This is a genomic window from Lacticaseibacillus suibinensis (assembly GCF_003946175.1).
Classification (GTDB): Bacteria; Bacillota; Bacilli; order Lactobacillales; family Lactobacillaceae; genus Lacticaseibacillus; species Lacticaseibacillus suibinensis.
The window spans coordinates 89149-109821 of the sequence record NZ_RHOK01000005.1; the positions used below are offsets into that span (position 1 = coordinate 89149).

At 53.9% G+C, this 20673-nt stretch carries 22 protein-coding genes; 6 read left to right on the forward strand and 16 right to left on the reverse strand.

The genetic code is table 11. The features are described from left to right. Window positions 1-616: 616 nt before the first annotated feature. Genes EKM90_RS03870 through EKM90_RS03885 form a run of 4 tightly spaced genes read right to left on the reverse strand, consistent with a single transcriptional unit; the run spans window position 617 to window position 4041 of the window. The gene (locus tag EKM90_RS03870) at window positions 617-1276 is read right to left on the reverse strand and encodes an ABC transporter permease (protein ID WP_125579861.1); all 660 of its coding nucleotides are present in this window, start codon (window positions 1274-1276) and stop codon (window positions 617-619) included. Beyond that, window positions 1276-2199, reverse strand: coding sequence for an osmoprotectant ABC transporter substrate-binding protein (locus tag EKM90_RS03875; protein WP_125579863.1), 924 nt, complete (start codon window positions 2197-2199; stop codon window positions 1276-1278). The genes EKM90_RS03870 and EKM90_RS03875 overlap by 1 nt, the downstream gene beginning before the upstream one ends. Then, window positions 2196-2837, reverse strand: coding sequence for an ABC transporter permease (locus EKM90_RS03880; protein WP_125579865.1), 642 nt, complete (start codon window positions 2835-2837; stop codon window positions 2196-2198). Before EKM90_RS03880 ends, EKM90_RS03875 begins: the two co-directional genes overlap by 4 nt. Beyond that, window positions 2830-4041 (reverse strand): betaine/proline/choline family ABC transporter ATP-binding protein, encoded by a 1212-nt coding sequence (locus tag EKM90_RS03885; protein WP_125579867.1) that lies wholly within the window; start codon window positions 4039-4041, stop codon window positions 2830-2832. The genes EKM90_RS03880 and EKM90_RS03885 overlap by 8 nt, the downstream gene beginning before the upstream one ends. Window positions 4042-4212: 171 nt before the next feature. Here EKM90_RS03885 and EKM90_RS03890 point away from each other — a divergent pair, with 171 nt between their 5' ends. Continuing rightward, window positions 4213-4782, forward strand: a complete 570-nt coding sequence (locus EKM90_RS03890; RefSeq protein WP_125579869.1) for a hypothetical protein — start codon at window positions 4213-4215, stop codon at window positions 4780-4782. 73 nt (window positions 4783-4855) lie between these two features. Here the strand turns inward: EKM90_RS03890 and EKM90_RS03895 are convergent, their stop codons facing one another. Continuing rightward, complete coding sequence (locus EKM90_RS03895) at window positions 4856-6301, reverse strand: 6-phospho-beta-glucosidase (RefSeq protein WP_125579871.1); 1446 nt, start codon at window positions 6299-6301, stop codon at window positions 4856-4858. 19 nt (window positions 6302-6320) lie between these two features. Further along, window positions 6321-7628, reverse strand: coding sequence for a PTS sugar transporter subunit IIC (locus EKM90_RS03900; protein ID WP_125579873.1), 1308 nt, complete (start codon window positions 7626-7628; stop codon window positions 6321-6323). A 140-nt stretch (window positions 7629-7768) separates the two neighbouring features. Between EKM90_RS03900 and EKM90_RS03905 the strand changes: the two genes are divergently transcribed. Further along, window positions 7769-8614: a MurR/RpiR family transcriptional regulator gene (locus EKM90_RS03905; RefSeq protein ID WP_164507840.1), complete on the forward strand. Its 846-nt coding sequence runs from the start codon at window positions 7769-7771 to the stop codon at window positions 8612-8614. 55 nt (window positions 8615-8669) lie between these two features. Here the strand turns inward: EKM90_RS03905 and rplA are convergent, their stop codons facing one another. The 10 genes from rplA to pplA all read right to left on the reverse strand — a co-directional run bounded on the left by rplA (window position 8670) and on the right by pplA (window position 16146). After that, on the reverse strand, window positions 8670-9359 hold the full coding sequence (gene rplA, locus EKM90_RS03910; RefSeq protein WP_125579877.1) for a 50S ribosomal protein L1: 690 nt from the start codon (window positions 9357-9359) through the stop codon (window positions 8670-8672). A gap of 89 nt (window positions 9360-9448) precedes the next feature. After that, window positions 9449-9874 carry a 50S ribosomal protein L11 gene (gene rplK / locus EKM90_RS03915; RefSeq protein ID WP_125579879.1) on the reverse strand — a complete coding sequence of 142 codons (426 nt, stop codon included), beginning with the start codon at window positions 9872-9874 and terminating at the stop codon, window positions 9449-9451. 399 nt (window positions 9875-10273) lie between these two features. Further along, window positions 10274-11071 (reverse strand): alpha/beta fold hydrolase, encoded by a 798-nt coding sequence (locus EKM90_RS03920; RefSeq protein ID WP_225422706.1) that lies wholly within the window; start codon window positions 11069-11071, stop codon window positions 10274-10276. A 13-nt stretch (window positions 11072-11084) separates the two neighbouring features. Continuing rightward, the gene (nusG, locus tag EKM90_RS03925) at window positions 11085-11630 is read right to left on the reverse strand and encodes a transcription termination/antitermination protein NusG (protein ID WP_125579883.1); all 546 of its coding nucleotides are present in this window, start codon (window positions 11628-11630) and stop codon (window positions 11085-11087) included. 115 nt (window positions 11631-11745) lie between these two features. Continuing rightward, complete coding sequence (secE, locus tag EKM90_RS03930; protein WP_125579885.1) at window positions 11746-11916, reverse strand: preprotein translocase subunit SecE; 171 nt, start codon at window positions 11914-11916, stop codon at window positions 11746-11748. Between the two features lie 12 nt (window positions 11917-11928). Next, window positions 11929-12078 (reverse strand): 50S ribosomal protein L33, encoded by a 150-nt coding sequence (gene rpmG, locus EKM90_RS03935; RefSeq protein WP_125579887.1) that lies wholly within the window; start codon window positions 12076-12078, stop codon window positions 11929-11931. Window positions 12079-12108: 30 nt separating this feature from the next. After that, window positions 12109-13092: a UbiA family prenyltransferase gene (locus tag EKM90_RS03940; RefSeq protein WP_125579889.1), complete on the reverse strand. Its 984-nt coding sequence runs from the start codon at window positions 13090-13092 to the stop codon at window positions 12109-12111. Further along, a complete protein-coding gene (locus tag EKM90_RS03945) occupies window positions 13089-14033 on the reverse strand; it encodes a 1,4-dihydroxy-2-naphthoate polyprenyltransferase (protein WP_125579891.1) in 945 nt (314 codons plus the stop codon). Before EKM90_RS03945 ends, EKM90_RS03940 begins: the two co-directional genes overlap by 4 nt. Before the next feature lie 26 nt (window positions 14034-14059). Next, on the reverse strand, window positions 14060-15127 hold the full coding sequence (locus EKM90_RS03950; protein WP_125579893.1) for an FAD:protein FMN transferase: 1068 nt from the start codon (window positions 15125-15127) through the stop codon (window positions 14060-14062). Between the two features lie 95 nt (window positions 15128-15222). Next, window positions 15223-16146: an extracellular electron transfer flavoprotein PplA gene (gene pplA, locus EKM90_RS03955; RefSeq protein WP_125579895.1), complete on the reverse strand. Its 924-nt coding sequence runs from the start codon at window positions 16144-16146 to the stop codon at window positions 15223-15225. Between the two features lie 295 nt (window positions 16147-16441). Between pplA and EKM90_RS03960 the strand changes: the two genes are divergently transcribed. The 4 genes from EKM90_RS03960 to EKM90_RS03975 all read left to right on the forward strand — a co-directional run bounded on the left by EKM90_RS03960 (window position 16442) and on the right by EKM90_RS03975 (window position 20413). Continuing rightward, a complete protein-coding gene (locus tag EKM90_RS03960) occupies window positions 16442-18352 on the forward strand; it encodes an NAD(P)/FAD-dependent oxidoreductase (RefSeq protein WP_125579897.1) in 1911 nt (636 codons plus the stop codon). Between the two features lie 89 nt (window positions 18353-18441). Further along, window positions 18442-18870 carry a NusG domain II-containing protein gene (locus tag EKM90_RS03965; RefSeq protein WP_125579899.1) on the forward strand — a complete coding sequence of 143 codons (429 nt, stop codon included), beginning with the start codon at window positions 18442-18444 and terminating at the stop codon, window positions 18868-18870. After that, complete coding sequence (locus EKM90_RS03970; protein ID WP_125579901.1) at window positions 18867-19439, forward strand: Gx transporter family protein; 573 nt, start codon at window positions 18867-18869, stop codon at window positions 19437-19439. The genes EKM90_RS03965 and EKM90_RS03970 overlap by 4 nt, the downstream gene beginning before the upstream one ends. Continuing rightward, on the forward strand, window positions 19436-20413 hold the full coding sequence (locus EKM90_RS03975) for a polyprenyl synthetase family protein (protein WP_125579903.1): 978 nt from the start codon (window positions 19436-19438) through the stop codon (window positions 20411-20413). The genes EKM90_RS03970 and EKM90_RS03975 overlap by 4 nt, the downstream gene beginning before the upstream one ends. The last annotated feature ends 260 nt before the right edge of the window (window positions 20414-20673 follow it).

Here is a 20673-nt window from a genome sequence, read left to right on the forward strand (position 1 = left end):
AATCGCCATCGCTTCGCTCAACGGCGTTTCGGATTTGCCCCCAGTCATGCCACGAGCAGCCTGCAAAAAACGCAGTCTCCTCGTGGCATGACTGTTTCGCTGCTGGACCACCTCACCCCTCTGCCGCCCCACCCTCACCCGCTAGATAACAGTAACCCGGATTACCAGCCAGTTACAGACAGCCGATTACCGACCTCAGAGACAACAATACCCATTCATACCCTCAAACGTAAATTTTGAAGATCTCAACCTGCCTCGGCTTGTAACGCAAGAACTCCAATCCACGTTAAACCGATACTTAATCTAACTGAACCGTTACTGTTATCAAGCGGCTGACGGCGGTGGGCGGAGCTTGGCGGGGGGCTGGCAGTGAGCCGATTAGCGACAGGGAGACCGGCGCGCTTTTTGCGCTGGGCTCCCCAGAGCTAATCGCGGCAAAGTTGGAGACAGCAACGAGCGCAGCGAGGCTGGCTCCAACTTTAGGTCCGAGACCGGTTTTTGGCTCGGACCGGCCGCACAGCCAGCGCCCCCGGCCAAGCGGAGCCCACCGCCGCCACCCGCGGCCGTATCGACAAAAAAAGCACGACCCGATTTTGAGGGTCATGCCTTCTGAAATTTAACGCCGGGCTTTCTTCGGTTCCAAGCGCCGTTGTACGGTCCCCAGCACGAGGTCGGCGATAATGGCCATCAAGGCGGTCGGGAGCGCGCCGGCAAGGATAATGGCGCCGCCGTTGGTCGCGTTGGTGCCGCGGACAATGATGTCACCTAAGCCGCCAGCGCCGACAAAGGCCCCAATGGCAGTGATGCCGATGGCGACCACTAACGCATTGCGAATCCCTGCCATGATCACCGACAAGGATAGCGGAATTTCCACCATGTAGAGGCGCTGAAAACTCGTCATTCCCATCCCCTTGGCCGAGTCAATCACATTGGGATCAACGCTGGCCATCCCGGTGTAGGTGTTTTTGATAATCGGCAAAAGCGAGTAGAGGAATACCGTCACAATCACAGTGTTCACCCCGAGGCCCAGCCCCAGCATGATAATCGACAACATCGCCAAACTCGGAATGGTCTGAATGACATTGGCGATGCCGATAATGGTACTGGATAATTTGCGATTGCGCGCGATGAACAATCCAATCGGAATGCCGACCACCGCCGCAATCAACACGCCGTAGATTGAAATCAGAAAATGGCGACTGAATTGGCTCAGCACATAAGCGCCGTTTTCGCTCATGTAGTACCAGAACTGCTGCCACGTATTCATATCAGCCATTAATGATCACCTCCCCGGAAATAGTTATGCTTCACCAAGAACTCGCGGGCCACCACTGATGGCTCTTTCAGCTGATCATCCACTTGATAATTCAGATCCTGCATCGTTTTCAGGCTAATTTTGCCATCCAAGCGGTGCAGCAGTGGCTTCAGCTTCGGGTAGCGTTTCAGCAGGCTGTCATTAACCACGAGCGACGCATCATATGGCGGGAAGAAGTTTTTGTCATCCTTCAACACGGTCAAATTGTAGCTGCGAATGCGGCCATCGGTGGAATAACCCAACACGGTCTGCATTTTGCCGGCTTCCACAGCGTCATACACCAACCCGATTTGCATCGGATAAACGCGTTTGAAATCAAAGCCATAGGCCTGACCGAAGTCGGGATAGCCATCCCCTTTGCGATTCATCCAGGAGCTGTCCACCCCAGCATTCATGGCCGGCGCCAGCGGTTTGAGCTGACTGATGGTTTGCACATTGTGGGCCTTGGCAAAGGCCTTGGTCACCATGAAGGCGTAAGTATCCGCAAAGCCATAGGTTGGGTACCAGGTCTGGTGATACTTCTGCTTGAACACGCGTTTCACGATTGTGCCGGCCTTTTTGGGATCCTTTTCCACTGGCATATTCAGCGTGCCGGTCAGGTCAGTGCCGGTGTAACGCGTGGCCGCAATATCAGCGTCCCCACGAATCATCGCCTGATGGGTCACCGTCGTTGAACCCAGATTGGAAACCAGCGTGGTTGGCATGCCAGTTTCATGCGTGATGAGTTCGGCCAACATGTTAGCCATGATGCTGCTTTCCGTTGAGCTCAATGCCGCAATCCGCACGGTGCCTTTTTGCGTGCCCGCAATCCCAGGAAAGCCGCAGCCGGTCAGTAGCAGCAGGGACCCAATTAACGCGAGTGATGCTTGCCACCATCGTTTCATTGGCCCACCTCCTCACGCCCGGTGTGCGGGGTCAGCCGCTTCTCCAAGCGGCCTAAAGCATAGTCCACCAAAAGCGCCAGCAGCGTCACCGGAATTGTCCCGCCGATAATCAGATCCGGCTGGAACAGATTCAGGCCGTTGAAGATCAAGTCCCCTAAGCCGCCGGCCCCAATGTAGGAGGCCAGGGTCGCCCAGGCAATCACATACACTGCCGACAAGCGAATACCCGCCATGATGACTGGCATCGCCATGGGAATTTCGACCTGGAAAATCGACTGCAACGGGGTCATCCCCATGCCCTTCGCCGAATCCTTTAGCGTTGGTGAAACGTCTTCCATGCCAATGTAAGTGTTGCGCAAAATTGGGAGCAACGAATAAATGAACAGCGCCACAATCGCTGGCACTTGCCCAATCCCAAACAAGGGAATCATCAACGCAAGCAGCGCCAAGCTCGGCACCGTTTGCAACATGCTGGCAATGGCGATCACCACCTTGGCTGTCCGCGGAAAACGGGTCAAGGCAATGCCCAGCGGTACCGCCACCAGAATGCCTAACCCCAGCGCGATAGCGGAAATATACAGCTGCTCCCAGGTTTTGACGACCAGTTCGGTCCCATGCGCCGCCAAAAAGCTACTCATTGACGCCGCCTCCCTCCGCTGGTTCTTGATCGACCGGTTCTGGGTTGCTTGCGTCGCCGTTGTCGTTATCGCCGCCCCAAATGGTGTCATAAACCATGTCCACCAAGGACGCCCGGGTGACAATGCCGCGCAGCTTATTGTCGGCATCCACCACTGGCACGTACTTGAGGCCACGCTTCAAGATCCGGTCGACACTGTCGCGCAGTAAAGCCGTTTCTTGCACATAGAACAATTTGGTTTGCATGATGTCAGCCACGGCGGTGGATTTTTGATACTGATGGGTCAGCGATTCCACATCAATGAAGCCCTTCAGATAACCGTTATCGTCCACCACCAGCAAGGTATCAACGCGGCGCTTGCGCATCAGTGCGATGGCTTCCGGCAACGACTTGCCTGGGGTGATCACGGCTGGGTTCTTCAGCATAATTGCGCCCACCGTGGTGACATCGGCCCGCGCTTGAATCAGGCGTTCTTCACCAATCAAATCCCGAACAAATTGGTTGGCGGGGTGCTGCAGTAGTTCGGCAGGCGTAGCATTTTGAATGATGTGACCACCATCCATCACCACGATTTTGGTGGCGAGCTTCAGCGCCTCGTCCATGTCATGCGTAACAAAGACCACGGTTTTGCCGAGCTTCTCCTGCAGCGACTTCACCAACTCCTGCAGGCTTTCACGCGTGATTGGGTCCAGCGCGCCGAAGGGTTCATCCATCAAAATCAGATCCTGATCCGCAGCCAGCGCCCGTATCACGCCGATGCGCTGCTGCTGACCGCCAGACAGTTCAGCTGGATAACGGTCGAGATAGTCCACTGGCAGCTCCACCATTTTGATCAGCGACTCCGCCTTGGCGCGGCGCTTAGCTTCTGGCCACTTCAAGAGTTTCGGCACCAGCGTGATGTTTTCGTACAGCGTCATATGCGGCATCAAGCCAATGTTTTGAATCACGTAACCAATTTGCCGGCGCAATTTGACCGGGTCTTTCTTGTGGATATCCTCACCATTGAATAAAATCTGGCCCCCGGTAGGCTCCAGCATGCGATTGATCATGCGCATGGTGGTGGTCTTCCCCGAACCACTGGTCCCAATCAAGCACACAAAATCGCCGCGCTCGATGGTTAAATTAATGTGCTCCACGGCCACGTTGCCACCGCGGTACACCTTGTTGACGTCCAGATATTGGACGATTGGTTGAGCAGTTGCCATTTTCCGTCCTCCTTTACCTTCACGCCTCCATGATAACACACCGCGTTTTCCCGTTTTGTATCTGAGCCACTAGGGCACCGCCTTATGGCTTTTTGTAAGCACTTTCTAATCGCGGTATAATGACAACGTGAATGATGCGTGATTGCTTTTGCGCTCAAGGAGGGAGACGCAATGGACAATTTGGAAGCAGCTTATCGGCAACCGTATTTTTTAACCCCGCCTGACCCACCAGCCTTGCTGAATGGGCGCGGTTTAAGTGTGAACACGCTTCATGTGGCTGATCAGACCTTCCCGGATCAAGGGACCTTCGCCAAGCTGATGCGCTCCCGCGTGACCGCTACTTTGGCCGACCAGACGCTGACCATCACGGCGCGCGGCGCGGCGCCTTTGACGCTAGCGTTAACGCAGCTTGACGTGTTTCTGACCAAAATCAATATGGATAAAAGAGCACCCTGGTTGTGGACCCACGTCGCCTATGCCACTGGCCTGCATGTGCTGGCCCCAGATGACGATTTTTATCTCGCGGTGCCTGGCGGACTGGCTGCTCAATTTCTGGTGCGCCATCCCGGCCAGCTGCCTATCGTCGATGAGTTGCACCTCGCGCAGCTGCCTGAAGCCGCCGATGAATATGCCTTTTCCAGCCAACTGAAAGCCGAGACTTATGATCAAATGGTCGCTGGCACGCCGTTAGCCTTTTTGGCCAACGACCGACCAAGCTCGCTCCAATCACCCCAGCTTTAAGGACCTGCAGAGCAGAGACGCAAAACAGCCACTTCGTAATGAGGTGGCTGTTTTCTTTCCCCCGAGCTTAGCTTTAATCTCTGGATGATACTGGGTCGAGCTTGTCGCCGTTGGAAGCAATCACCTGGCGATACCAGGCAAACGAATCCTTCTTCAGCCGGCTGAGGTCGCCTTCGCCGGCATCGTTTTTGTTCACATAGATGACGCCATAGCGCTTGTCCATTTGCCCAGTGCCAGCGGAAACCAAATCGATGATGCCCCAAGGCGTGTAACCGATGAGGTCCACTCCATCTTGCTCCACCGCGAGTTTCATCTGCTTGATATGCGCCGCCAGATACTGGGTCCGATACGGATCATGCACCTGTCCGTGCTCGACTGTGTCCCGCGCTCCAAAGCCGTTTTCGACAATGAATAGCGGTACGTGATAGCGGTCGGTGAACCAGTTCATGCCGTAGCGTAAACCGATGGGGTCAATGCCCCAGTCCCATTCCGACGTTTCAATCTTGGGGTTTTCAACAATGTGGTTAGCACCGAGGGTCACATACGAGGCCGGCTCGTCAGCCCGCGCTGTCACCGTCTCTGACCGATAATAGGAAAAGCCAATGTAGTCCACGGTGCCTTGCGCCAGCACGTCCAGATCTTCCTGGGTGATATCCAGCCCAAAGTCTTGATTGCTTTGATAACATTCGAGCCAGTTTGGGTAGCGGCCGTTGACCTGGACATCGACAAACCAGTAGTTCGCCTGCATCATGCAGGACGCTTTAAACACGTCCTGTGGCGCCGGGCTAGCCGGATACACTGGGCGCATATTGACCATGCAGCCGATTTGAAAATCCGGATTGATGCGGTGGCCGATTTGCACGGCCAAGGAACTGGCGACCAGTTCATAGTGGCCAGCCTGGTAGAGCAAGCGCTCCGCGTTTTCATCCGCTTGTGGCTTGATGCCGGAATTCGTCCACAGGTCATACACATCGAGGCTATTTTGGTTGTTGATTTCGTTGAAGGTCATCCAGTATTTCACCTTGTCGCGGTAGCGGTTAAACACCACCTCGGCAAAATGGGTGAAGAACCCAATCAGCTTGCGCGACCGCCAGCCGCCATAGGCTTCAACCAGATGATACGGCATTTCAAAATGCGATAGCGTGATCACCGGCTGAATGCCTTGCGCTAGCAGCGCGTCAAACAGGTCATCATAAAACTGCAAACCGGCCTCATTCGGCTGGTCTTCGTCGCCATTGGGAAAGATGCGGGTCCAGGCAATCGAGGTGCGAAAACATTTCAGGCCCAATTCACCCAGCAACTTCACGTCTTCAGGATAATGATGATAAAAATCAATCGCCGTATGATTGGGGTAATTCTGGCCTGGCAGGACCCCAGCGGTAATCTGCCGCGGCACGCCATGCGCGCCCACGGTCATCACATCGGCAATCGACACCCCTTTACCGCCGGCTTGCCAGGCGCCTTCAAGTTGATGGGCCGCCACTGCGCCGCCCCAGAGAAAATCTTTCCGCAATCCCATGAACATAACCTCACTTTGCTTACAATTTGATACTCTTGTCGCCTTGTTCTTCCAGCTGATACTGGTGATCCAAAGCCTTCACGAACGGATAATAGATGACCACACATAGCGCTACCGCAACCGTTTGCGTGACGGCGCCTTGCCAACCGGCTACAATAAAGCCAGAGAAGAAGAACGGCGTCGCCCATGGCGCTTGAATCCCTCGAAACATTGGCATAAAGCCGATCGACATGGCCAGGTACACCACCAGCACCGTCACGATTGGCGCCAAGGTGATTGGAATCAGCATCAGCGGATTGAAGACCACCGGCAGCCCGAAAATCAGCGGTTCGTTGATGTTGAAAATGGCTGGCACACTGGCAAGTTTAGACATCGCCTTCATCCGCGAGGACCGCGCCACAATCAACATCGCAATCGCCAGGCCAATCGTGCACCCAGCCCCGCCAATGGTGGCAAACTGATCGAGCATTTGCACTGTGCCGAAGTTCCCGGTGTGGGCGGTCAGCTTGCCGGCCTCAAACAAGGCTTGGTTCTTGTCGGCATTGGCATACAAAATCGGGTAAATCATGGAGTTGATGACCGTCGGATGGATCCCGAACCACCAGAGTAGCCCGTTTAACCCGGACACAATGATAATCGCGATCGGTGTGCCGATAATCCCTTGAATCGGCACTTGCAAAGCGGAATAAATCATTTGCGGGAAGGAGCCAGAAATCACGGTGCCGATGCCGTTAAGCACCAGCAGAATCACAGCGATGAAAAAGCCGGGAATTAAGGCGCTAAAGGCTTTGCTGACCATTTCTGGCACACTATCTGGCATCTTGATCGTGATATTGTGATTCACACAGAAGCGAATCACTTCAACGGTGATGATGGAAGTAAAAATCGCCGTGATGACGCCTTGCGTCCCGGTCCAGTCGAAAGACATGACCTTTTCGACGACTTCGCCTTTCGGGCCAATGACGGTCTTAGGAATGACAATGACATAGGACACCAGTCCCAGCACCATCGCCGTCAATTTGTCGAGGTCATATTGCTCAGCCAGCTTGTACGACATGGTGCCGGCGAACATCATCCCCATCATGTTAAACGTTGCGCGATAGGCGGGTGAAATGTAGTTTGCCCAGTTTTTTCCAAAGATGCCCGCCATGAAATCGGCGTACCCGGCAATTGGAAAATCAGTAATCAGCATAAAGATCGAGCCAATAATCGTTAATGGCATAATGGCAAAGAAGCCGGCTCGCAGGGCTTGGAAGTATCGTTTATCAGTGACCTTGGACACGGTGGGCACCACGCTGTGCTCAACCCAAGTGGTAATTTTATCCATGCTAATTCTCCCCTTTCTTCCTCTTCAGGCTACCAAGGTGCAGTTGCCGATGTAAACGATAACGCTGGCTTTGTTACAAACTCACAAAGGAAATGCTCAAAATAACGTTTTTAACGATACTTTCTTTCACGGAGGCCCCTATGACCAACTTAATCACCATGCTTAAAAATCAATCCCAACTCACCCAGAGTGAACAGGTCGTCGCCGCTTGCATCTTAAAAGACCCAGCGGCGGTGCTGGACGCCTCAATCTATGACCTGGCGACTCAGTGCCATACATCGCCGGCCACCATTACCCGCTTATGTAAGAAGTGCGCCACCAGCAATTTCCGGGATTTCAAAATTGAATTGGCGCAGTGCTGCTCGCAGCTTGCCAGTGCCGGCCCGCACGTCAATGCCAACGTGCCGTTTTTGCCGACGGACAGCGACGCTGAAGTGGCCCGGAAAATCGCCAAGCTATCCACCGAAACCATTGAGGAAACTGCTCAAGCGGTCATGCCGGCACAGCTGAAACAGGCGGTGAATTTGTTACTGACGGCGCGCACGATTTTCGGCATTGCGGTAAGCGGCAACTACATTCGCCTGCGCGATTTTCAGCTCAAGCTGCTGAAAATCAATTACACGGTCAATCTGCTCGACCTGCAGGCTGAGCAATATTATCTGGCCTACCATGCCGATGAGAAAGACGTTGCCCTGATCATTTCCTACAGCGGCCGCACTGCCGAGGTGGTCAACGATGCCAAACTCTTCCGCCAAAATCACACCCCCATCATTGCCATCACCGCCGACCCAGAAAGCCCACTGGCGCTGTACGCGCAGGTGGTACTTACTGTGCCGATGAGCGAAACCGCCAAAATGAAAGTGTCGGATTTCTCCTCCCAAATCGCCATCAGCTATGTGCTCAATACGCTTTACGCCTGCTTGTATAACCGCCACTTCGAGCGCAACTACCACGAGCGCACCAGCACCCCCATCGCCCATTTCTAAGCACGCAAAAACGGCCTTCCCTCAGCGAAGAGGAAAGGCCGTTTGCAAATGATCCTTAGAAGGCGTTAACGTCAACCTTGACCCCAGGGCCAAAGGTGGAAGTAACGGTCAAGCTTTGGATGTAAGTCCCTTTAGCAGACGCAGGGCGAGCCTTGAGGATGGTGTCGTTGAGGGCTTTGAAGTTCTCAACGAGCTTAGCATCATCAAAGGAAACCTTGCCGATTGGGGCGTGAACGATCCCAGCTTTGTCAGCGCGGTAAGCCACTTGGCCGGCCTTGACGTCGTTAACCGCCTTAGCGGTGTCCATCGTCACGGTGCCGGTCTTTGGGTTAGGCATCAAGCCCTTAGGCCCGAGGACCCGGCCCAAACGACCAACCTTAGCCATCATTGGTGGGGTAGCCACGGCAACGTCAAAGTCGAGCCAGCCGTCTTGAACCTTTTGGACCAAGTCGTCGGAGCCAACCAAGTCAGCGCCAGCTTCTTCAGCGGCCTTAGCCTGTTCGCCTTCAGCGAAGACAATCACACGCTGGGTCTTACCAGTCCCGTTTGGCAGCACAATGGCGCCACGGATCTGCTGGTCTGCTTGCTTAACGTCGATGTTCAGGTTGTAAGCAACTTCAACGGTTGCGTCGAACTTGGCAAAATCGATTTTTTTGACCAATGCCACTGCGTCATCTGGGGTGTAAGCTTTGCCAGCTTCAACCTGCTTGGCAGCGTCTTGGTACTTCTTTGCTTTCTTAGCCATTCTGGAATTTTCCTCCTTGCAAATGTGGTCAGCGGGCACTTGCCCTTCCACTTGATTCATTCAGCTTTCGCTGACGATCCGGACATGCATTAGCCTTCGACTTCGAAGCCCATGGAACGTGCTGTCCCTTCAACCATGCGCATCGCAGCTTCTACGTCTGCGGCGTTAAGGTCTTGCATCTTTGTTTCAGCAATCTGCTTCACTTGGTCCTTGGTTACCTTAGCCACCTTTTTGGTGTTAGGTTCGCCGGAGCCGTGTTCCACGCCGGCTGCCTTCTTCAGAAGAACAGCAGCTGGTGGGGTCTTGGTGATGAAGTCGAATGAACGATCTTCATACACGGTGATGACAACAGGGATCAGCATGCCATTTTGGTCTGCGGTCCGAGCGTTGAAATCCTTGGTGAAGCCCATGATGTTGATCCCAGCTTGGCCCAGTGCAGGGCCAACAGGGGGAGCTGGAGTTGCCTTCCCGCCAGGAATCTGGAGTTTAACGATGTTTGCTACTTTTTTAGCCACGAAACATAACCTCCTTAAGTCCGTGATGTGGTGATGATGGCCAGTCGATTTGGCCTCCCACGCGTATGCTCAAAACATACCTGAATAGGCTATCATGATTCGGCGCAAAACGCAATAGTTCTCACACGGGATTTGAACTGGCCGGGCCGGACAACCTCCACGGAGAAGGGCTGGAACGTGGTGGCCAGCGCTTTGAGCCTCAAAGTACGAGTCTCAAAGTCGCGGCTTGTTCTAAGCCAACAAGTTGGCTAAGAACAATTTCACCACTGAGCCCTTCCCCGCTCCGGTTGTCCGGCCCTAAAGTACTGCGTTCACTGTCAGGTTGACTATCCCTCAAGCTGCAATCGCCCTACCGTCCTCTGAACCACTGATGCGGGAATGTGGATACCAAAATCTACATCACTTGCCCCAGATAAATTGCTCGATGTCATGATCGACCAAGCGGTTCTCATGAAGCAGACTGTGGGCAGCGCGCGGGCCGCGGATGAGGACTTCATGGTAGTCGGCGACGTGGTCTTGGGCGAGGTAACGAATGGCAAAGCTGGAATTTACGCCGACGACGCCGTCATGGGCAGCGCCGGTGAAGAGGTCGCCGGCAATGTTGAGCCAGCGCAGGTTTGCCGGCAAGGCCTGGCGGTGCGCTTGAAAGAAGTCGTAAACCGGCGCGGTTTGGCTGGGACCGCTGGGCAGTAGTGGCCAGTTGCGAATGGCATCATTTTTGGCGACTTCTAAGTCGTTGTACGGGGCCGCGATGGACACCAAGGCGCGCACCGGCACCGGCGGTTGGCTGATGACGTACATCAGCGCGGTGATACCGCCCATGGAGTGCGCGACTAGGTTGATGGCGGCGAAGTCTGCCTGCTTTTGCAGGGCCACAACCACCGCTTGTAGGCCAGCCAGCTGGCGATCTGGGCGCAGGCGTTTTTGCGTAAACAGCACCTGCACCGCCACATGCGGGCCGAGTTGCAAGTGGCCCCGTAATTGCACTCGGCCGCTGGGTTTGACGATGGCGACGACTTGTTTGTCCATCACTAGACGGCGCAACATGTGACCGAAGGAAAAGCGGCTGCCCCAATAGCCAGGCAAAAACACCGTCGGCACCTCATCCCCAACCGCCACTTGCCGGTGTTTTTGCGGGTGACCTAGATAATAAAAATCGGCTGCGGCCGCCAATATGGCACCGCAACCGATTAACATCAGCGCCAGCATCTTACAACTTGTCGACCTGATCGTAATCAAGGTCGGCAGACACTTCACGTTCGAACATGTTGATGGTGGCCTTCAGCTTCATCTTGTCCGGATCATTAGCGGTAATCTTGCCTTTCATGCCAGCAAAGGCGCCGGCGATGATGGTGATGGTTTCGCCCACTTCAAAGGACAAGTTCGCATGCGTGGTGGACATCCCTAAGGAGTGCAAAATCGTGGCCACTTCATCTGGCATCAGCGGGCTTGGCTTGGAGCCGGCCCCATGCGAGCCCACGAAACCGGTGACGCCTGGCGTGTTCCGAACCACGAACCAAGATTCGTCTGTCATGACCATTTCGACCAAGACGTAGCCAGGGAAGGTCTTTTCCATTTTGACCTTATCTTTGCCATCTTTAACGTCGTGTTCCTCTTCTTCAGGCACGATGACACGGAAAATGTAATCGTCCATGTTCATTGAAGAAACTCGAGATTCGAGGTTCGTCTTGACCTTGTTTTCGTAACCAGAATAGGTGTGCAGCACGTACCAAAGCTTTTCAGCTGATTCAACCATGTTTGTTCTCCTTTAATGAATGTCTTGGCTAAAGCGCAAATAAAAAACCGTTGCCCGAGGGCTGCGGTTTTTTCGCTGACATCAGTATACGCCATGCCAGCGGTGAATTTCAACTTTAGAACACAAATGCTTTGAGCAACAGCAGGATGACCCAATCGGCCAGCGCAAAATACGCGGCGAAGATCAAGGAAGTGATGATAACCGTCGTGGTGTCGCGCCGGGTTTCCTTGGCGGTCGGCCATGTCACTAAGGTCATTTCATGAATAACACTCTTGATAAACTTCATCTAGCTCGCCTCCTACTTAGTTTCGCGGTGCTCAGTAACGCGCCCGCAGTATTTACAATACTTGTTTAATGTTAGGCGTTCAGTGCGGCGTGGGTTCTCCGGCACAAAATAATTCCGGCGGCCACACACGCTGCACGCCAGCGCAACTTTTTTAACTGACATGTTCGCCCTCCATTCGCTCTCAACAGCTTATCAGAAAACCCCGGGCCATGCAAGGTTTAGCCCAATGGCCACGATGAGCAAAATGGTCTCGGTGCCTGATGTCAGTAGCATATTCGCCACTGCGGTGTTGAAGGTTTTTTCTTTGTCCTGCACGGCTTCAAAGCGTTGAATATTTTTGCGCACCCGCGGCCACATCAGCAGCACCAGCAGCACCAGCCACGGTAAAAACCGCAGGCCCACTGCCAGTACAATCAGCATATACGCACTGGCCGGTAGCCAGGGGTAAATGCGCAGCGCCCGCTTTTTACCCAGGTAATAAGGCAAGGTGTAGCGCTGATTGCGCTGATCCTGGGCAAGGTCACAGATATTATCCGCAAACATTAACGTGCCATCCAAAATCACAATCGGCAGCGCCACCAAAAGCACCGTGAGGATGACGGGCAGGTTGCCACTAAGGCTAAAGTGATTGCCCGTGAAGCCGAGCATGATGGGCTGCGGCACGATATTGACGAACACGGCGATGAACACCGTGCCAAACCCTTCCACCATCCCTGCCAGCACTTCGCCGGAAGGAATGCGGGACAGCGGCACCGGTCCATAGGTGTAGAAAATCGCCACGAAAATCGCCGCCCCACCGATCAGTAGCAGACTCAAATTCGTGCGCCATACCAAGATTAGGCCGGCGCCAACCGCAACGGCCAAGAAGACCCGCATCAGCGCCAAAATGCGGTGCGGCGCCAGGTGCTCACGGCCGAGAATGTTTTGGGTCTGGCGATAGTGCTCATCTTTGGCTTTATAAAAGTCTTGCACGTTGTTAAAGCCGGTCACAAACAAGGCAATGCTCATTTGCCCAATGAAATAGATCAAGGTATTGAGCCAGTTGAACTGATGGAAGCCATACCAGGCATACGCCACCCCAAACGCAAACGGCAAAAAACTGCCGAGTTTGGCTGGCAGCCGAATGAGTTCAATGAACAGCGGCCAGGTTAACTTGGGATAAGGTGCGTCCGTCATCGGCTCACCCCCCAGCTCACCAACAGGCCCACGATCAGGGCCCCATTTTCCGCGACCAGCGTCTTAATCGCATTGGGGAAAGTCAGCCGTTTATCGGGCTTGGCGACGAACTGCGCGCTTTGGCGCCACACTAACGGTAGCGCCAACAGACCGATCAACACCGGCCAAGGCAACAGTCCAAACGCGACCAGCAGCACTTCCGCGGCAAACCCCACCAGCGCCAAGCTCCAATACAGGCGGCCGCTGGCGGCCCGGCTCAGATACATCGGCAACGTTAGCCGGTGATTAGCGACATCTTGGTCATAATCTGACAGGTTGTTGGCCAACATGATATTGGCAATCGTGCCCATGGGTGCCACACACACCAAGCCCAGCGCCACGAGCGCCCGCCAGTCGCCGGTCAACGCCAGCTGGGGCCACGCCAACTGCAGGTCCAACAATTTTGCCGCGTCCACATTCACATACACCGCAATCAAAGGAATGCCAAGGCCCATCGTGACGCCAGAGAACACTTCCCCTAGCGGCAGGCGCGACAGGGGTAGCGGGCCGAAGGTGTAGAAAATGCCAATCACAAAGCACGCCGCCCCAATCACGAGCAGGAGCCAGCCGGTGCGCCAGGCCAGCACTAGGCCTAGCCCAGTGGCAACCGCCAGCAAGGTGATAATCAGCGCCTGCACGGTTGGTACCTTGAGCTTGGCGGTGCCAATGATATTGACCGTCGCCTTGTAGTGCTGGTCCTTGGCTTTTTGGTAATCCATCAGGTTATTCAGCGCAGTGGTCATCATGTCAAACAGCAACATGGCCACGAAAAACAGCACCGTGTTCAGCCCATTCAACTGGTGAAAGTAGGCCAGGGTGAACGCGATGCCGATCGCAAACGGCAAAATGCTAGCAAGTTTGGTGCGTGCTTCAACTAAATCCAAGAAAACGGCCAATGACATTGGTCCCGGACTCCCCCTTTTGGTGATTACTTCAACGTGGCCAGTTTGTACCCAGTATCAGGAATGAGCTCGAAGGTCTTCTTCAAACCGCTGGAAACATAAACCTTCTTATCTTTGGTGATGAAAATCGCTTCGGCATCTTTTTGCTTTTCAATGAAGGCCATGCCGGCCTTGAGTCCTTTATCAAAGGTAGCCGTGGACAGCGCATCCCCGTCGACAGACTTCTTGGTGATGATGGAAACCCCAGCCAAGTTGTTTTCAAACGGATAGCCAGTTTTAGGATTCATCAAATGCGAGTAGTTGTGGCCATCAACCACCAAATGCCGCTCGTAAATGCCACTGGTGACGACAGTGATGTTCGAAGCCGGCACGGTGCCGATGGACGTGCCGCGGCTCGCCTTGGGATCTTGAATACCCACGGTCCACGGCCGGTTCTTGGCTTTCGGACTGTGACCCATCACGAAGATGTTCCCGCCCAGGTCGATAATGGCCGTGTTGACGCCGTCTTTTTTGAAGACTTTCACCACTTCATCGGCGATGAAACCCTTGGCGATGCCGCCGAGGTCCAGCTGCATGCCTTTTTTCTTCAGGTAAACGGTTTGCTGCTTGTCATTCAAAACGACATCTTGGTAATGCACCAGCGGCAGCACGGCATCGATTTCGCTTTGCGCCGGTTTGCGGGCATCAGAGAAGCCAATGTGCCACAACTGCGTGACCGGTCCGATGGCGAGGTCAAAGCTGCCATTCGACCGTTCACTGTAGGCCTTGGCGTACTTGATCAAAGCATACACGGATTTGGTCACTTTCACCGGCTTGATGCCTGCCTGCTTGTTGACCGCATCCACTTCCGAGCCTTTCTGGTTGACGGTGATTTCTTTTGCCAGCTGCTTGATGCGGGCAAACCCATCATCCAAGGCGCTTTCCTTACCCTTGTTATACACACTCAAATTGACCACAGTCCCCATCAAAAACTGCGTATCTTTGTACGGGGTCTGGATCACCGGCGCCGCTTGCGGTTTTGCCTGCTGCTTGCAGGCCGCCAGTGGGAGCGCCAGTGCGATCAGCGCCGTGAGCGCGATCAGCCATTTCTTCATCTTCTTCAACTCGCTTTCGCTTCTTATTATACTGACTGGCGCCAATAAAAAAAGCAGCATCCGCAGGGATACTGCTTTCAGGCATCGCGCCGAAATTATTCAGCGTAAACGATGTTGGACACCTTGATTGGTGTGGTGTTGCCAGCCTGAGCAGCGTTGATCAGCTGTTCAGCATACAGGATGAAAGAGTCGGAACTGTGCGTCGCACCGGACACAACGTCAACCTTGGCAGGTTCTTGGTTCTTAACCAAAGAAGCGTTCAGCTTTTCGGTGTATTCCTTAGGACCCACGCCGTTGACCTTCTTCATGCTCTTTTCGTATTCAGCATCGTCGCTCTTGGACTTGCCGTTCTTGTCCACGTTGTCATACTTGCTTTCGGTGATCTTGCCACCGGCAACGGTGATGGAGAAGACAGTGCGGTAGCCGTGGGAGTAGTTTTCTTCTTCCAGGGTGTAGGTGCCGTCTTTCATCTTCTGGCCGTTTTGGATGGTGATCTTATCGGTCTTGCCAGCCTGCGCTGCTTGAACCAGTTGTGCTGCATAGTTCTTGAAGCTCAAACTAGAATCAGTCGCACCAGAAACAACGTCAATGGCGCCAACGTTGGAGCCATTCTTGGTGAAGGACTTGTTCAGTTCTGGAATGTATTCCTTAGGGCCAACGCCGCTTTGCTTCTTCATGGTCTTTTCGTAGTCGGCGTCTTGGGTCTTGGACTTGCCGTCTTTGTCGACATAGTCATAAGTGGTCTTGGTGATCTTGCCCCCGGCAACGGTCATGCTCATTTCCACTTTGTAACCATGTGAGTAGTCAGCTTCTTCCAAGCTGTAGTCGCCGTCTTGAAGGGCGGCACCAGCAGTTTGCTTTTGTTCCTTAGCGCTGCTGGATGACTTCTTAGCCACCTTGGAACTCTTGGTCTTGCTGCTAGAGCTGTCCTTGTCTGAGCTGTTGCTGCCACAAGCAGCAAGGGTCAAGGCGGACAATGCAATGATGGACACGCTGGTTAGTGTTTTGGTTAACTTCATATCGAATTACCCCTTTTTACCTCATATTGGCGAACTTTGTGTTACATTTCACACAAACTAAGTCTAAACAGCCAATCGGAAAATTGCAACTAAAACCGAACAATTCTGAGCGCTTTCTCATTTTATTGATGCCGCTTTCATTGCTACAAAAAGGGAATTTGTTCCTTTTCCGGCAAACTGTGGGGAACACATTTTTGGGGTTCGTGAAATCGTGGACAATTACTGTACTAAAAAGGTATAATTGGTGTTGCATTGAACAAGCTTTTGGCATTATTCAAAATTAAGGAGTGTTACCATGGCGCAGAAGAATATCGTTATTGTTGGCGCCGGCTTTGCGGGGGTCTACGCCACCAAGCGGCTAGCCAAACATTTTAAACACGATAAAGACGTGACGATCACCTTGATTGACCGTCATTCCTACTTTACCTATATGACAGAGTTACATGAAGTGGCGGCGAATCGCGTCCCTCAAGATGCGATTCAATACGACTTGCAGCGGCTGTTCTGCCGGCGCAAGAACGTGAAGCTGGTCACTGACACGGTCACCACGATTGACCGCGAGAAGAAAGAAGTCAAAACCAAGCATGGCGCGTATCCTTACGATTACGTGATGCTCGGCATTGGTTCTGAACCGAATGATTTTGGCACCCCTGGCGTCAAAGAACACGGCTTCACCTTGGGCTCATGGGAACATGCCATTGCCCTGAAGAAGCATGTTGAGGACGTGGTGCGCCGCGGCGCTGAAGAACACGACCCAGCTAAGCGCAAGGCGCTGCTGTCCATCGTGGTGGTGGGTTCTGGCTTTACCGGGACCGAAACCATCGGTGAATTGCGCGACTGGCGTGATAGCTTGGCCAAGGAATACAAGCTGGATCCTGAAGAGATTACGTTTGCTTTGATGGAAATGGCACCAACCATCATGAACATGTTGGATCGCTCCGATGCTGATAAGGCGGAGCGTTACATGCTCAAGCGTGGCATCAGGGTCATGAAGAACACCGGCGTTGTCGGCGTTCACGAAGACCATGTGGACCTGAAAGATGGTAGCACCTATCCAACCGCCACCTTAATCTGGACCGCCGGCGTTAAGGCCACGGACCAAGCAGCGAACTTCGGTTTGACCCAAGCGCGCGCTGGCCGCATCGTGGTCAACAGCCACATGCAGTCGCAAGACGACCCTGCGATTTATGTCGTTGGGGACGTGTCCTTCTTCGCTGGTAACTCCGATCGCGGCGAACCACAAATCGTTCAAGGCGCTGAAGCCAGTGCCAAAACCGCCCTGCTCAACATCGAAAACCAAGTTGCTGGCAAAGCAGCAGATGTTGACTACAAAGCATCCTATTCTGGCTTCATGGTTTCGTTGGGCTCCCGCTACGGCGTTGCAAACATCATGGGCTGGCTGCATCTGTCCGGCTTCTTCGCGATGTTGATGAAGCACCTAGTCAACATGCTTTACTTCTTGCAGACCTACTCTGGCTATTACTTCTTCCAGTACTTGATGCACGAGTTCTTCCGCACCCATGACGACCGCAACCTGATGCGCGGTCACATTTCTCGCCAAGGCAATGTCCTGTGGGCCGTGCCAGCGCGGATTTTCTTAGGTCTGATGTGGTTGGTGGACTGTGCCGGCAAGATTTCCGGGAAGGAATCCTGGTTCATCGACAAGCTGCGCCTGCCATTTGACTGGTTGCAGCCAGCCACGACCAGTGGTGCTTCTGCTGCTGGGGCTGATGCGACCAGCGCTGCTTCTGGCGCCGGCGCTGATGCCGTTGCCACCACGGCTAAAGCTGTGAAGTCCGTCTTCTCCCTTTCCTATCAATACGGCAAGGAACCGATGATGGTGTTTGAAAAGATGCCGAACTGGATGTACAGCATCACCAAAGCCATGATCCCGAACCAAGACGTGGCCTTCTTCATGCAAAAGACCATGACCGTCATTGAAATTCTGATTGGCTTGGCGCTGGTCGCCGGGCTCTTCACCTGGCTCAGCGGTGCGACTTCGGTGATGTTCACCGCCATCTTCTGCCTGTCTGGCATGTTCTACTGGGTCAACATCTGGATGATCCCAATGGCCATTGCCGTGATGAATGGTTCCGGCCGGGCCTTTGGGCTTGATAAGTGGGTTGTCCCTTACCTGCAAAAGACCTTCGGCAAGTGGTGGTACGGAAAACCAAAAGCGTTATATGGCAGTGATGTAGCCAAATAGCAACATTGCTTGCTTAAGGGGTTCTGGGGTAGACTTGACCCCGGAACTCTTTTTTATGCCAAGCCCTCAAGTCGGAAAGGAGGCACAGCATGGCAAAATCAAAGAAGTATTTAAAAATGATCCGGCCCTGGGACGTCATCATCGTTCTAGCGCTCATGCTGGCTTCCTTCATCCCTTACGTGGTCTTTGCCCGCCAGCAGGCGAAGGCGCAAGCGGCTGACCAAGTTCTGACTGCAGTCGTTACCCATGATGGCAAAGAGGTTTATCATATCCAACTCACCGGCCATCATGGCGTCAGCAAGTTTCGCTTCAAAAATGGCAATGAGTACAATGAAGTCGTTGCCACCAATGAGCAAATTGAAATCAGCGATGCCGACTGCCCTGATCAGCTTTGCGTCAAAAAAGGCAAGATTGAGCGGGCCGGCCAAACCATTGTCTGCTTGCCCCATAAGCTCCTGGTCGAAATTAAATCCAGCAAGGCGGCTAACACCGGCGCCGGCGGGATGGTGACTGAATGAGGCGCGCTTATCGCCCAGAGCGAACGCGGCAGGTGATTTACATTGCCCTGCTTTGTGCCCAAGGGGTGATCATCGGCTTGCTGGAGCGGATGATTCCCTTTCCTTTCGCGTTTGCCCCTGGCGCCAAGCTCGGCTTGGCCAACCTGATTACGATTGTGTCGCTGTACACGATGTCCGTGTCTGACAGTTTCCTATTGATGTTGCTACGGCTTCTGCTTACCACCCTGCTTGGCGGCACCTTGTCTACCTTCATGTACAGCGGCGCAGGCGCCTTGCTGAGTTGGTGCGGCATGTTGCTACTCAAACAGCTCGGTGAAAAACGCATCAGCATGATTGGGCTCTCTGCGGCCGGCGGGATTTTGCATAACGTCGGGCAGCTGCTGGTGGCCAGCCTGATTGCACAAAGCTGGACCGTGATGTTGTACTTGCCGGTGCTGGCGTTCATGGGGATTTTGTCAGGAATTGCGGTTGGCGTGGCGGCCAATTTTCTATTCGAACACATCGATACCCTCAAGCGCTTGCGCTTTGATCATCAGAAACGCCCGAAGAAGGAGTTATCAAAATCATGAAGATACACCCAATGTGGGCGGCTTACCCCACGCTAGCACCGGAATTGAGCGCGACTTTGCAGCTGATTGAAGACGAAGTGCATCCCGACAATAAGCCGGTGGCCGATGCCTTGGTGCGCATGATCAACAGCGGCGGCAAGCTGCTGCGGCCAGCCTACTGCCTGCTTTTTTCCCAGTTCAAAACCGTTGATCGCCAGAAAATGATTGCGCTAGCGGCTGCAATTGAAACGCTGCATACCGCCACCTTGGTGCATGACGACATTGTGGACAAGGCGGCCACGCGGCGCAATGAGCCCACCATTGCCGCCCAATTCGGCAATGATGTGGCAGTTTACGCCGGCGACTATCTGTTTGTGGTCTGCTTTAAGCTGATTGCCCATTACGCCAGCGACCTTCGCTCTGTGCAGCAGGATTCGCTCAGCATGGAACGGATTTTGAACGGCGAAATGGCCCAGATGGCCCGCCGCTACAATGTTGAGATGACCATTGACGACTACCTGCACCAGGTCACTGGCAAAACTGGTCAGCTGTTCGCTTTGGCGGCCTTCATTGGTGCCTATGAAAGCGGGCAGTCGCTGCGGTTCGCCAAGAAGACCGAGGCGATTGGCCTGAACATCGGCATCGCCTTTCAGCTGTTAGACGATATTCTCGACTACACCGCTACCGCATCGGCCATGGGCAAGCCCGTGCACGAAGACATACGCCAAGGTGTCTACTCCGCGCCGCTGGTGCTCGCCATGAGCCAAAATCGCCAAGCGTTTGCCCCACTTTTGGCCAAGCGCGATGCCATGAGCAATGATGACGTCGCCGCTGTGCTGGCCTTGATGCAGCAATACGACGGCGTCGGCCAAGCGCGGGCTTTAGCAGCAGATTACACCGCGAAAGCGCAGGCGCAACTAGCGACCTTACCGGATCTGCCGGCGCGCGCCTTGCTGATTCAGCTCACTGCGTCGCTGCTGACCCGGAAACAGTAAAATGAACACCATACTGAAATAGCCCACCTTTGACGTCACAGTCAAGGGTGGGCTATTTGCTTTGGCTAAAACTGGAATGACGCTTCAGGCCTCGCCGCCAAAAATCGGTGGCAACCCATCTGGCTAGGCTAATCATCCGGCTAAAGGCGGCCATGCTCCACAGCCTTTCTTAGTTGCGCTGCGGTAAGCCAACGCCGGAGTGATTAGCTACGCCAGCTGGCCCGCCACCAAAAATCGGTGGCAACCCATCTGGCTAGGCT